This is a genomic window from Hymenobacter sp. AT01-02, from assembly GCF_000961955.2.
GTDB classification, from domain to species: domain Bacteria; phylum Bacteroidota; class Bacteroidia; order Cytophagales; family Hymenobacteraceae; genus Hymenobacter; species Hymenobacter mucosus.
Map to the genome: position 1 here is coordinate 34,130 of NZ_JZIR02000076.1, position 13,228 is coordinate 47,357.

Annotated in this window: 13 protein-coding genes and 1 pseudogene; 2 read left to right on the forward strand and 12 right to left on the reverse strand. The window is 54.8% G+C overall.

The genetic code is table 11. The features are described 5' to 3' along the window. Positions 1-160 precede the first annotated feature (160 nt). From VI25_RS18845 to VI25_RS18860, 5 genes are all read right to left on the reverse strand, one after another. Positions 161-424 carry a DUF2905 domain-containing protein gene (locus tag VI25_RS18845; RefSeq protein ID WP_045689149.1) on the reverse strand — a complete coding sequence of 88 codons (264 nt, stop codon included), beginning with the start codon at positions 422-424 and terminating at the stop codon, positions 161-163. Next, positions 411-851: a hypothetical protein gene (locus VI25_RS18850; RefSeq protein WP_055562736.1), complete on the reverse strand. Its 441-nt coding sequence runs from the start codon at positions 849-851 to the stop codon at positions 411-413. The genes VI25_RS18845 and VI25_RS18850 overlap by 14 nt, the downstream gene beginning before the upstream one ends. 5 nt (positions 852-856) lie before the next feature. Then, positions 857-2,713, reverse strand: a complete 1,857-nt coding sequence (locus VI25_RS18855; RefSeq protein ID WP_072144862.1) for a type IA DNA topoisomerase — start codon at positions 2,711-2,713, stop codon at positions 857-859. Then, positions 2,698-3,393 (reverse strand): DNA topoisomerase, encoded by a 696-nt coding sequence (locus VI25_RS29025; RefSeq protein ID WP_072144863.1) that lies wholly within the window; start codon positions 3,391-3,393, stop codon positions 2,698-2,700. The genes VI25_RS18855 and VI25_RS29025 overlap by 16 nt, the downstream gene beginning before the upstream one ends. A gap of 118 nt (positions 3,394-3,511) precedes the next feature. Next, positions 3,512-4,507 carry a hypothetical protein gene (locus VI25_RS18860; RefSeq protein ID WP_045689152.1) on the reverse strand — a complete coding sequence of 332 codons (996 nt, stop codon included), beginning with the start codon at positions 4,505-4,507 and terminating at the stop codon, positions 3,512-3,514. A 632-nt stretch (positions 4,508-5,139) separates the two neighbouring features. On the opposite strand from VI25_RS18860, the gene VI25_RS18865 reads away from it, so the two are divergent. Then, positions 5,140-5,568, forward strand: a complete 429-nt coding sequence (locus tag VI25_RS18865) for an EamA family transporter (RefSeq protein WP_045689153.1) — start codon at positions 5,140-5,142, stop codon at positions 5,566-5,568. Between the two features lie 63 nt (positions 5,569-5,631). Here the strand turns inward: VI25_RS18865 and VI25_RS18870 are convergent, their stop codons facing one another. The 6 genes and pseudogenes from VI25_RS18870 to VI25_RS18895 all read right to left on the reverse strand — a co-directional run bounded on the left by VI25_RS18870 (position 5,632) and on the right by VI25_RS18895 (position 10,581). After that, positions 5,632-6,609 (reverse strand): NAD(P)-dependent alcohol dehydrogenase, encoded by a 978-nt coding sequence (locus tag VI25_RS18870; protein ID WP_236705134.1) that lies wholly within the window; start codon positions 6,607-6,609, stop codon positions 5,632-5,634. A 193-nt stretch (positions 6,610-6,802) separates the two neighbouring features. After that, positions 6,803-7,579, reverse strand: a complete 777-nt coding sequence (locus VI25_RS18875) for a carbonic anhydrase (RefSeq protein ID WP_316934370.1) — start codon at positions 7,577-7,579, stop codon at positions 6,803-6,805. A 105-nt stretch (positions 7,580-7,684) separates the two neighbouring features. Then, a complete protein-coding gene (locus tag VI25_RS24855) occupies positions 7,685-8,302 on the reverse strand; it encodes a hypothetical protein (protein ID WP_143437246.1) in 618 nt (205 codons plus the stop codon). Positions 8,303-8,449: 147 nt separating this feature from the next. Beyond that, complete coding sequence (locus VI25_RS18885) at positions 8,450-8,926, reverse strand: sensor histidine kinase (protein ID WP_045689156.1); 477 nt, start codon at positions 8,924-8,926, stop codon at positions 8,450-8,452. Then, a complete protein-coding gene (locus VI25_RS18890) occupies positions 8,902-9,849 on the reverse strand; it encodes a histidine kinase dimerization/phospho-acceptor domain-containing protein (RefSeq protein ID WP_045689157.1) in 948 nt (315 codons plus the stop codon). The genes VI25_RS18885 and VI25_RS18890 overlap by 25 nt, the downstream gene beginning before the upstream one ends. Positions 9,850-9,904: 55 nt before the next feature. Beyond that, positions 9,905-10,581, reverse strand: a pseudogene (locus VI25_RS18895) (response regulator). Positions 10,582-11,232: 651 nt separating this feature from the next. On the opposite strand from VI25_RS18895, the gene VI25_RS18900 reads away from it, so the two are divergent. Continuing rightward, a complete protein-coding gene (locus tag VI25_RS18900; protein ID WP_045689158.1) occupies positions 11,233-11,886 on the forward strand; it encodes a response regulator in 654 nt (217 codons plus the stop codon). Positions 11,887-11,955: 69 nt separating this feature from the next. Here VI25_RS18900 and VI25_RS18905 read toward each other — a convergent pair whose 3' ends face one another. Continuing rightward, positions 11,956-12,993, reverse strand: a complete 1,038-nt coding sequence (locus tag VI25_RS18905; protein WP_045689159.1) for a chemotaxis protein CheB — start codon at positions 12,991-12,993, stop codon at positions 11,956-11,958. Positions 12,994-13,228 lie beyond the last annotated feature (235 nt).

The following is a 13,228-nucleotide window of genomic DNA, read 5'->3' on the forward strand; positions in this document are numbered from 1 at the left end:
AAAAACGGGCTTTTTGACCGCTCACTTCGCGCTATTCCAGAGGCTCTCCACTACAAATACACCACTACGGGTACTTGTATAACTTCCTATCAAAATTGCATTTACACCATACTTCACATTCGCACCGGCCCGTACTATCTTGCTCTGTTCAGGGTCGGCATTACCCTAGCCGCCGCACCAGCCACAGGACTAGGCTGACCACTATACTCAGCAGCAGCATGGATACAATAGGTGCATACAAGCGGAAACCCGGCCGCTCCACCCGAATGTCGCCCGGCAGCCGCCCAAACCACCCCAGCAGCGAGCCGCCACCCAGCCATAGGAAGGCCCCGAAGGCTACCAGCACAAGGCCGAGGATAACGATAGTTTTACCGAGTTGAGGTTCATAAGGAGTTACTGTTTGTAGACGATTACAGCCATTCAAAAAACCTGTCCCACCAAGTTATAATGGGGTCTATTCCAACTTGCGTTCCGGTATACGGCAAAGAATAAACGATTTTAGGGATATGGACATATCCGTGCAGCGGCAGTAGCTCCAATAGTATTTCTAGCAATTCTGGCGCAGTAACATCTTCTTCAGCAACCGCGGCCATAGACCCAAAATTGCTGAATCGCACTACACTCAGTTGGTCGTAGGAAGGCGACCGAATCTGGCTGTGGAAAGAGGCATCTTGAATCTGTTGTCCTGTCTCGACAGCAAAAATCAAATTAGTAGCCTTCTCTAAAGCCTCTACAAACTTTTGAAAACGAGCTATTTCTTGACTATACTGAAAACCAGCAGGATACTCCCAACTTTTGGAAGTATCCTGCTGCTTCAGTAACAAAAGCAATTGCTCAGAAGTCGGCGGCATACTCTTTACCCCTTATTATCAAACACTGGCTCTATCCTACCCTCCGCGCCTACCTGCAGGGCCGCTTCGTAGCGGTTGCCGGTTTTGGAGGAGATGAAGCCCCGGATGACGCCGGTTTTGCCTTTGCGTAGGAGCTGGTTCATTTGTGCGTCAGTGAGGGTCTTGCCGCCCCACTCAAACGGAACACGGAACTGGCAGTCCTCGCGGAAGCGGGAACAGCCCCAGGCACTTTTGCCTTTCAGCATCTGGCCCAGGCGGCACACGGGGCACGGAATCTGGCCGGGGTCGGTGGCGGTGGTGGGCTTGCTTTCGGCGGCGCGCACTAGCTCCAGCGTATGCTGAGGCGTGAGCTTGATGGCCGCACTATACTTGTTGCCCGCATCATCCAGAAACCCTTGCATCACCTGGGTACGGCCCTTCTTGAGCAAGTCTCCTACCTGCTTATCCGTAAGCTTCTTGCCTTCATAAGAGGTAGGGAGGCGCAACTGGCAGCCTTCGCGCCAACGCGAGCAGCCAAAGGCGGTTTTGCCGCGTAGCACATGACCGCTGCCGCAGGCCGGGCACGGGCCTAGCGCACCAGGCACAGCCGGGGTAGCCGCAGCAGCGGGCATTGGGCGAGGGTTTGCACCTTTAGCGGGGGTAGCAGCTTCGGCAGAAGTTACGGTTACGGCGCGGCCTGAGCCATCTTGCTTTACCTCGTGCACCATTTCGCGTACCAACTGCTTTAGCTCGCCCAGAAACTGCTCCTGGTCTAGCTGGCCGCTTTCAATCTGGCGCAACTTCTTTTCCCACTGCCCCGTCAGTTCCGCTGACTTCAGCGTGGGGTTGCGGATCAGGCCGATGAGTTCAACGCCGGTAGACGTGGGTACTATCTTCTTTTTGTCGCGGCGGATATAGCCCCGCTTGAACAGTGTTTCGATGATAGCGGCCCGCGTAGATGGTCGCCCAATACCATTCTCCTTCATGGCTTGGCGCAGTTCTTCGTCGTCTACGTTACGGCCCGCGGTTTCCATCCCGCGTAGTAGCATGGCCTCTGAGTACTCGCGCGGAGGCTGGGTCATTTTAGAGTCGAGCCGAGGCTTGTGCGGGCCGCTTTCGCCCTTCTCGAACGAGGGCAGCACGGTGTTTACCACATCGTCTTCGCCTTCGCCCGCCGCTTTCGGAGCCGAGGGTGCCTGCTGCTTTTCAGGGTCGCCGTACACTATCCGCCACCCCGGATTAAGAATCTGACGACCCCGTACCCGGAAGGTGCGGCCCGCCGCTTCCGCGGTTACGGTTGTGTTAGACACTTCACAATCGGGATAGAAGGCCGCCAGAAAGCGCCGTACGATGATATCGTACACGCTATGCTCGGTGCCGCCCAAGCCGCTAGCACTAGCCCCAGTGGGAATGATAGCGTGGTGGTCGGTGACTTTGTTGTTGTTGAATACCTTTCCTGATTTCTTGATCTTACCCGCCAGCAGCGGAGCAGTAAGGCTATGGTAGGCCCCCAGCCCGCGCAGAATACCCGGAATTTTGGGGTACTGGTCGTCGGGCAGGAAGGTAGTGTCTACGCGAGGGTAGCTTACCACCTTCTTCTCATACAGGCTTTGGACCGTCTTGAGCGTGTCTTCCGCCGATAAGCCCAATTGGTTGTTACACTGCACCTGCAAGGAAGTCAGGTCGAACAGGGCCGGCGGCGTTTCCAACCCCTTTTTAATTTCAACGCTGGTCACCGTCAGGGGCACGTCCTTTACGGCGGCCATGGCCGCATCGGCTTCCTCTTGAGTTACGAAGTAGCCACGCGCTTTCAGGCGAGCTTTCTCGTCGGGCTCATCATCTTCTGCCTTGCCTTTCTTGGGCGGAGCTACGTGGCTGAACATGGTGCCCCGATACTCCGTGCGCAGCACCCAGTAGGCTCGGGTTTAAAGTTCTGAATTTCGTGGTAGCGGTCTACCAGCAGTGCTAGTGTGGGAGTTTGCACGCGTCCAATGCTGAGCACTTGGCGTTGACCGGGAGCGTACTTCAGCGTAAACAGCCGGGTGGCGTTTAGGCCCAGCAGCCAGTCGCCCACGGCGCGGCTTTTGCCAGCTTGGTAGAGCTTCTCAAATTCGGCTCCGTCGCGCAGGTTGGCAAAGCCCTGGCGAATAGCTTCTTCCGTGAGGGAGGAAATCCAGAGGCGCTTAATGGGCTTGCGGTACTTGGCTTCCAGCAGCACCCAGCGCTGAATAACCTCTCCCTCCTGCCCCGCGTCGCCGCAGTTAATGACTTCCTCGGCGGCAGCCAGCAGGTTTTTAATTACCGTAAACTGACGCACCACGCCATCGTCGCGGCGCATCAATTTAATGCCGAAATTCTCCGGCAGCATGGGTAGGTCGTGAATGCTCCAGCGCTTCCACTCGGGGCGGTAGTCCTCGGGTTCCCGGAGTTGGCAGAAGTGTCCAAACGTCCAGGTTACCTGGTAGCCGTTGCCTTCGAAATAGCCATCCATTTTGCGGTTGGCACCCAGTACCTGGGCAATTTCGCGGGCTACGCTGGGCTTTTCGGCAATACAGACTTTCAAATCGTTGATTCTCGCTGATGAGTAAAGATGCTGCAACTAAGTCAGCAGGGAATCAACAAAGATAACAGGAGAAAAAGTCGAATTTCGGAGCAGGTGTGTGCAGGGCAGATGGCGCAGGCTAGGAAGCCGACGCCAGTTGGGGTTGATCGGCGGTGACGAAATGGTAGCGGACCTCGTAAAAGCCCGAGTTAGAAAGGCGGTCGAGCATGACAACGCTCTCAATCTCGAAGGGCAACCCGCGCGCCGCCACCCGAATGGGGTTTAGGGTGCGTTGCAGAGCTATTTCCTCGCGGGCCATGTTGAGCGCGGCTTTTTCGGTAGCGGCCTGCACCCGCACGTAGTAGAGGTTTGCCAACGGAAACTGCTGGTGCTCTCGCACCTCTCCGTCCCAGTTGTCGAAGTTATCGAGTTCAGCGGGGAACGCACTGCCGTATCGCTCGTTGAGCACCTTTTGCTTTACGGGCTGGTAGGCCACAGGCGTGTTGAGGTGGTAGGTGAGCAGGCGCACGAACTGCTCGGTATCCAGTCGTGCGGCTTGCCCTACCAGGGCTCCTCGGTGGTACAGGCCAAATAAGTCTTCCTGCTCGTTGTGCGTTATAACCACACCGGTTTTGGCGGCCACCTGCTTCAGCTCATCGGCGTAGGCTTCTGGGTCAGTATATAGTTGGCCCCAGGGAGTTTCCGCAGTAATAATAACCCCAAACTCGTGAGGAGGCGTGAGCACCATGGTTGATGCGTTGTTGGCCTCGAATATGCGGGGATAATGCTGCTTGAGTTGGCTGAAGGAAAGGCTAGCGACCCATAAGGCTAGCGTAGTACGGTGCAGCCGGAACGTACCTGCTTCACTTGAGATAGAATAGCCGAATGAAGTAAATTGGCTGGGCTGTGTAAATGGCAAGCTGATAAGCTGAGGCTCATTTTCGGAATTCACTCCGAAAAAGCGCGGGTGGCCTTGCTCTCCCAATTGTAGAATATGTGGTCCGAACGGCACATTGTCCTGCATAGGCTGATTGCCAGCACTGCGGTAGCCAGCATCCTGCTTACGCACTTCATTTGCTAGCTGTACTAGCGCGTCGTACGAAAAAAGCTGCTCTATTTTTCTTAAACCGTGCATACCGGTTGCAACTAAAACATTGGATTTTACGGCAATATATTGCGGTTTTTTTAATTAACTACAATTAATAATACAACATATAGTTCCCATAGTTATATACTACTTCTCTTTTTACTGTTCAGCTATCCAAATTTTTTAAGCTAGTGCCTTGATTGTGAGCCTTAAATAGAACTATTCCTTTCCCGTTGCTTCGCAAAAAATTTATTATCAGCTAGTTCACTCTGAAATATTATTTATTCTCACCCTGCATTGTACCGTGTTATAAGATTGTTTATATATCAGGCTAGCACAAATATTATATGGTAGCAATATTGCCAATTAGTTCTTTATCAGAACTATCAGCCTGAGGCTTCTCCAGAGGAACATGACTATATTAACGCCTTTCTGTTGGTAGTTAGCAGCTAGGAGCAGCCATTTTATCTACTCATAAAGGTCTAAAATTCAATATTATATATTTATTATAATGCCCCATCATTCATGCATGGGGTGCTATCAAACGAACAGAACGACTAGCGGTGTCTCAAAATGAGACTCATATAAATAACTTTCAATCTACCAGTTAAAATCCAAATTACATATCGGCTAAACCTTCGGCACTTGCGTATCTGATAGTCAACGCATTTTCTGTTAGTATGTGGGTAGTTTTTTCGTTGCTGGCCGCGCTGTCGGCAGCAGTAGTCGTCACTCTTTCCAAACTGGGAATTAAGAATGTCGAATCAAGCGTAGCCTTTGCAATTCAGTCCATCCTGATTGTGGGAGTAGCCTGGGGAGTAGTAGCCTGGCAGGGGCACCTAGGGCAAGTCACGCAAATTGACCGCCGCACGTGGCTCTTCCTGATTGCAGCGGGTATTATCACGTGTTTCTCTTCCTTGTTTTCCTTCCAAGCCCTGAAAATGGGCCAAGCCTCCCGTACTTCGTCATTCGACAAAATTTCTCTGGTGTTCTCTATTCTGCTGGCGACCTTCTTTCTGAAAGAAAAGATAACCTGGCAGGTAGTGGTGGGAGCAGCTATGATGGCCGGCGGCGCTATACTAATTGCCTTTACCAAGCCAGCCGAGTAAGTAGCCCACGGGAAGATAATGCCCTCAGAGACTACTTATCTACTCGTGAGCTACCCAGGCTTCCTACACAGTAAGCACTATTTTGCCGGCAACCCCGCCCGCTTCGCTGAAGCGGTGCGCATCGGCAGTTGCCGATAAGGGGAAGGTCTTGGCAATGACAGGGCGAATGGTTTCAGCTTGTAGCCACGCCGATAGTAGGGCCAGATCGGTGCCCCGCTCCTTAGCCATAAACACGTAGCTGGACTTAGTCGAGAAGACCGAGGCAAACTTATCCAGCACGACGGCAGCCGGATCTGGAGTAGTGGTCACGTAGCGGCCATTGCGACGTAGTACTTCTTGGCAGGCCGTAAAGCTACTTTTACCAGCGGCATCAAAGATGAGGTCGTAGCGGCTCACATCGTGCGTGAAGTCGTGCTCGTGGTGGTTCAGAACGCGGTCGGCACCTAGGCTACGCACCAACTCCACGTTGGCGGGTCCGCACACGCCCGTTACTTCACCGGCCCCTAAAGCCTTAGCTATTTGTACGGCAAACGTGCCCACGCCACCAGAAGCCCCATTGATGAGCACTCGGTCGCCAGACAGGATTTGGCCGTAGTCGTGCAGGCCTTGTAGGGCAGTAAGGGCGCCCAGCGGTACGGCGCCTGCTTCCTCAAAACTCAGCCGCTCCGGAATGAATGCCGCAACGGACTCTGCCAGCAAGGCGTACTCGGCATTGGCGTTGCCAGCCCCATCATTGGGCATGCCGTACACCCGGTCACCAACGCGGAAGCGGGTCACATTATCGCCTACTGCGGCTACCTCCCCGGCAACATCACGCCCCGGAATCTTTGGAAACTTGTACCCCGTAATAAGCTTCAAGTCGCCCTGACGAATTTTCCAATCGACGGGGTTGACGCTGCTAGCGCGCACCCGCACCAAAATTTGGTTTGCTTTTGGCGTGGGAGTAGGTTGCTCGCCATAGCGGAGCACCTCAGCAGAGCCGTACTCTTCAAAATAAATGGCCTTCATGGGCAGAATCAGCAAGTGAGTAGGCTGAGGCATACGCAGAAGCTAGGCCCGCAGGTTCAGGCAGCCATAGTAGTACAAGCCTAGGCACGGCACACGGCTACACTACTGCTCCATTTTTCCTTAACTACTGGTCATAAAAAAACCACCGTTCCCAATGGGCACGGTGGTTCCACACATCGAAAGCGCACTCCCCTCAGACTACGCCCGATGATGCTGAGCTGCGCGGCTAGTTAGCCTTCGACAGCGAATTCTTTTGTTCTTTATGATTCTTGCTGTTCTGCTGATCTTGGTTTTGGGGGTTCATCAACGGAGCGTGGTCTTTGGATAGCTCCTGGCCTACTTGCTCCTCCAGTACTTCCTCGGCGTGCTTCATAGCCTCGGTGCCGTAGATGTGCTCCAACTCAGTAATTAGGTTGTCTTCTACCTCTAAGTCTTTTAGAAGGCCTTCCTTGATATCGTACACTAGCCCGTGTAGGCGTGGGGGCTTGCTCCCCTTGCGGGCGTTTTGAATGATGCTGGTTTTGCTCAGGTTACGTACCTGCTCAATCACGTTCAGCTCTACAAGACGACGCAGGCGCACTTCCTCATCCTTGATGCGCAGGAACTCCATTTCGTGCATCCGAATTACGTCGCGGATGTTCGTCAGCCACCCGTCAATCAGTCCGTACTGCTTGTTGGCAGCTGCGGCAGCTACCCCACCACAGCCGTAGTGACCTACTACCATAATATCTTCTACACCGAGCACTTCCACAGCGTACTGTAGCACCGAGAGCAGGTTAAAGTCAGTATTGATGACTAGGTTGGCGATGTTGCGGTGCACGAACATTTCGCCGGGGCCCGTACCGGTAATAGCCGAAGCAGGTACCCGAGAGTCAGAGCACCCAATAAACAGGTACTTAGGCTTCTGGCCATTAGCGAGACGGTTGAAGAAATCGGGGTCTTCCGCCCGCTTAGTTTCTACCCACTTCTGGTTATTCTCTAGAATGGACTCGATACCTTTCATGTGTGTTGTTATGCGTGGTTGGGTGGATTGTGAGACAAAACAGAGCGGGCAAGGCAGAGGCTATTTGCAGATAGCCTCTGCGTACACACCGTCACTCATCGGCGGCTAGTGCCCCAGTACTTGTAACTGCGGAATGGCGCGCAGTTCCAAGTTGATACCGCGCTCCGGGGCAGAGAGGCGGAAATTTTCAATCGTTTCTACTGCATCATAGTCGATGAAGGGGGCAGGGCCATCAATCATAGTATGAGGGTGGACAGGCACCTCGCTCAGAGTTTTCCCGATGCTGACTTTGTTCGGGAAAAAGACGTGCTCAGCTAGCTTGAAGTAGATGGGTGCGGCCGTAGGTGCCGCGGCGCTTTCACTACCGGCGCGGGCTACCCCTAACAACAACTGCAATACCCCAGCCAGTACCGTAGCAGCCAGCACTACCTCGAAGGTGCCCAACTGCTGAATAGCACCTCCCATAATGACCGCAAGACCAGACGCAGAGCTGATTAGGTTTAGCGGCGCACCACTCCCCCACGCCACTATAAGCTCACTGATAAAAACCGGCAGCGGTGCGCCCAATTCCAGAGAAATGCCTAGACACAGCGGCAGCACCATCAGAGACAACCCTAGTCCGGACGGAATACCGTGTCCTAACATGTGCCGGTAGCCACCAGACGAGGCGGAAACCACCGGGCCAGCAGACGGAACAGTCGGAACCGATGCAGTCTTAATCATGAGGAGGGGAGTGAGAGGGCGGAGTAAACCTAGGAGTTCATCCTAGACTTACTGCAAGTCTATTTCCCCGTCGTTAATACTGAGTTAAAAGAGAATTAAAAGTAAATTAAAAATAACTGCTTTCCCTTTATCACTTGTAAATCAACATTATGCAGCCGGAAGTATTAGCGTAACAGTAGTACTTTTCCCTAATTCACTTTCTACTTGTACATCTCCTCCGTGCAGGGTCATTATCTTGGCAGTAAGTGGCAAGCCAATGCCGTGACCGGGAACGTTACGTACCGCATCGGAGCGGAAAAAGGGCACGAAAACCTGCTGGCGGTCGGCCTCACTCATGCCAACTCCCTGGTCGCGCACTTGCAGGCACACCCGCCCGGCGGGGGCAGTAAGCAGGGCTACAATTGGGGCAGAGCGGCCCTCCGAAAATTTACAGGCGTTTTCCAGCACATTGAGGAAGGCGGAGAGCAGCAGGGCCTCGTTGCCTCGCACGCCGTACGTTACCGCCCGGGGCGGGCCAGTTGGTTCTCGGAAGTCCAAATCGACGCGGGAGGTAGGGTGGCGGCGCAGCACTTCCTCGTGGGCCTGAAGGATCAGTTCATCTAGGCGCACCAGGGTAAGGGGCACCTGGAAGGGTCGTCGGAAGCGCGGGCAATCTGGAGCAGACCGTTGGTGAGGTCTTTGAGCAGGCGAGCCGCATCAAGGGTACTTTGCAGCACGCTGCGGTATTCTTCCGGGCTCCGCTCTTGTTGCAGCAAGGCTACTTCCAGCTGGCCAATGAGCACGGTGAGGGGGGTACGCAACTCGTGGGAGGCGTCGCGTACAAAGGTCCGCTGGCCGGCGAAAGCCGTTTCCAGCCGGTCGAGCAAGCTATTGAAGCGTTGGGTAAGCAGAGACACTTCATCCTGGTCATCTCCTTGGGAAAGCCGACGGTGCAGGTCGGAAGCGGAGATGCTGTCTACCTCGCGCACAATGCGCTGCATGGGCCGCAAGGCCAGCCCGGCAAAGAACAGCCCCCCTACCCCCGCAATCAGAAAGGAAGCTAGCAGGCCCGTGGTGAGCACGGTACGCAGTTCGTTGAGCTTCTGGCGGCTGTCGGCATCTACCGAAGAAGCTACCACTACGAAGTCGCCCCGGTGAGCGTCGCGGTAAAGCAAGCCTACCGTCTGGCGGTAGTCCGATTCCAGCACTACTTCGCGCCCATCCTTGCGCACATCCTGCAAAAAGCTTTGAAGATCAGACTTCTGCCCTACTCGGCCCTCCCGAAACACTACCCTGTTTTGGGCGTCGAACACGCGCACTTCTTCCTCGGGCAGGGTGCGGTAAAACTGGCGCAGGTAGCGGCGGTAGGAAGCCTGGCTGGCCTCGTCGCCCCGGTCGGTGCCATCTAGGTACACGTGGGCCACAATGCGGGCGCGCGCAAAGAGGCTTTCCGTAAAGTACTCTCGCCGGGAGTGGTAGGTGAAAAAGTAAATCACCAAGGAAAACAGCAGCAGCGTGAACCCCAAGATGGCCGCAAATTGCAGTGCCAAGCGAATTCGGATGGACATAGAGCGGTAGTAAGTGCGAGGTAGGAAACAGCAGGCTTTGGGCGCGGCTGGCTTGCTATTCTTCCTTCATCACGTAGCCCATGCCTACCAGAGTATGAATCAGCTTGGGCGTGAAGTCTTTATCTATTTTCTTACGCAAGAAGTTAATATACACGTCGATAACATTAGAGCCGGTATCGAAGCTGGTTTCCCACACGTGCTCCAGAATATCTACCCGCGAGATGACGCGCCCCTGGTGGCGCAACAGATACTCTAGAAGGGCAAACTCCCGGGCCGTGAGCTGAATGGGCTGCCCCGCCCGCTGCACCTGCTTGCTGGCGGGGTCCAGGGTAAGGTCGGCGAGGCGCAGCAAGGCTTGGGCCGCGGGGGCTTCGTGGCGGCGGCGGGCCAGCGCCCGAATGCGGGCCAACAGTTCCTGAAAAGCGAAGGCTTGACGAGGTAATCGTCGGCGCCAGCGTCGAGGCCCCGGATTTTGTCGTCGGTTTCGCCCAGGGCCGTCAGCATCAGAATGGGCACGCCCGCATCGTGAGCCCGCACCTGGCGGCACACATCAAGGCCGCTGAGGCCGGGTAGCAGCGTATCGAGGATAACTAAGTCGTACTGACCCGCTAAGGCTAGACGCAACCCCAGCAGTCCGTCCGGGGCGAGGTCCACGACGTGCTGCTGTTCCGTGAGTCCTTGGTGTAGAAAGGAAGCAACCTTAGGCTCGTCTTCAACCAATAGTATTTTCATGGGCAGGTTCTACGCAGATTTGAGCCGGCAAGGTAGGCACAAGCGGCCAGAGCCTTATTGTAGGCAGGTCGGTCATCTCCCCTACCCTTCGGCTCGCAACGATAACGCGTAGGCTCTAGCTTACCTAGCACGCAAAGCCTTACCCGTTGTGGTTGTTTACTAGCGCAGAACTAATGCTAGCAAGAGGCTATCAACTAAACAGCCAAGGCAGATTATAGCGGAGCCACTGTGGCCCTAGGCAATGGGTGCTTGGGCACCTACGAGCCAATACCTGCACCTAGGCTGACTGTACTTCCTAGTGGAGAACTACATGTACCGGCCAGCAACTACCGAAAAGCCACGGAGCAGTGCCCAGTAAGCGCCTAATACTGCCAGTTCTTACCGCCTTTGCCTGTAGCTGGCCTTAGGTAGCAGGCTTTTTCCTAGGCAACGGGTTCAGAGTACGCACATCTTTTCAACAGGAAACGCAACGGGCAAACGCTGATGCGGAACTGGCTTGTAGCAGCAGGGAAGCTACTGCCAAGGTAGGCGGGTAGCTATTCGCGTACCCACTAAAAATAGACTGGGTATTCTCCGCAAAAAGCGTAAAATACTCGTCCCTGACTCGGCGAACTGCCGTTTAATAGAAATATCCTTTTCTAGCATCCAGATATGATTCGAGTAATTCTTGTTGATGACCACGTTATCGTCCGGGACGGCGTCCGGGCTCTGCTTTCGGGCCAGGAGGAGCTATCCGTAGTGGGTGAGGCGGGCAACGGCCGTGAGCTGCTGGAGCTACTAGCAACCACGGCCGCCGACGTGGTAGTGCTCGATGTGAATATGCCCGAAATGGATGGTCAGCAGGCTACGGTGCACATTCAGCAGCAGTTTCCGGAAGTGCGGGTGCTGGTGCTCTCCATGCTCGACAACGAGCAGTATGTGATGCAGATGCTGGAAGCCGGCGCTATGGGCTTCGTGCTCAAAAATGCGGGCCGCGACGAATTGCTTTTTGCCATTCACTCAGTAGCCTCGGGGCGGCAATTCTTGAGCGCCGAGCTGGGTTTGGATATGCTGCACAAGCTGCACGCCCTCACCGTGGGGGGTGGCTCACTGAAAGACGTTAAGCAACAGTCGCCCCTCTCGCGCCGCGAACTAGAGGTGCTGCGCCTGATTGCTGAGGGCCTAACAACCAACCAAATAGCCGACAAGCTCTTCACCAGCAAACGGACTATTGAAACCCACCGGCAAAACATCATTGAAAAAGCCCAGGTAAAAAACACGGCCGCGCTCATCAAATACGCCGTCATGCAGGGTCTCGTGAAATAACTATCGCGTAGACCTGCTTTTCCAGGGTAAGTTGTAGGGCGGGCTAAGCCGGCTAGGGGCTTGCTGAGTTTAGGCTACCTCTTCTTCCCGGGAACCATCGGGACGGCCGGTGTGGGCTTGGCCGTTGAGTAGAAACTCGCGCAGGCGGTTTACGTGCTGCTTGGTTTCTTCCAGCCGCTGGGCCTGTTGGGTATTCCACGCTTGGCTGTTGCCATGGGTAGCCATGCTGCTGAGCAGGTTTTTACGTTCCTCCATCATGCGCAGAGCTACCCACAGGGTTTCCTCCATAGACTTCTGCGACTTGTCTAGCAAGGCATTGGCCGTGAAAGCGTGCCCCGTGTGGCAGCGGTAGCGCAGCACATTGCCGTGCTTAATTTCCCAGAGCGAGCCTCCACAGTCGGGGCAGGTGAGCGGCACTGGTTGGCCCAGCTTGTTGACCTCCTCCGTAGTGCCTACGATGCGCTCGGCAATAGCGGCTTCAATTTTTAGGTCTTCCGGAATGGATTCCGAACCTGGTTCATGTGAAGTTGGCATACCCACTAGTTCAACTAAGACTTTACCCATCATATCCAACGGCAGTACATAATCGACGTCCACGTTGCGCAGGGCGCTTTCGGGCATGCTGGGAAACTCAGCATCTACGGGGTCCTGCACCACGGCAATGCCACCGCAGCGCTTAACGAAGTCTAAACCAGCGGTGCCATCGTGCAGCATGCCGGTAAGTACCACGCCCACCACATTGGGGCCGTAGGCCACGGCGGCTGAGCGAAACAAGGCATCGGCGGCGGGGCGGTAGTTGTTTTCGCGGGGGCCTTTGGTTACCAGCACTTGCTGTTCCTTCACTAGCAAGTGCCGGTCGGCGGGGGCCAGGTAAAGCGTGCCTTCGCGTAAAGGTTCTCCGTGCTTAGCCAGCTTGCACTGTATGGTGCTATACTGGTTTAGGCGCTCTATCAGGGGCAGGCCCGATGACTCGGGGGCCAGATGCTGCACGACCAACACAGCTGCTGGCAAGCCCGCCGGCAACTGGGCTACTAAACGCACAAGGGCAGGCATACCACCAGCGGAGGTACCAATTACAATAACATACGCGGGACTTGACACGGTCATGGGAACCAGAGACGATAGAAAAAAGCTTCTTACAGGAAGCCCTGAAAGCAATATTTCAAGGTACGAAGAACTGCATCTTCTGGATACTACGGCCGAGATTTGCGGGTTTTTTCTCGGGAATTTCTCTTGCACCTGCCCTCCCGGCCGCGCGCATTTCAATACTTTTGATTTTGCTACTTTTTACTTGCCCGCTTTGCGTGCAACTACCCAACCCAAGGTAGCCCGACTGTTGCCT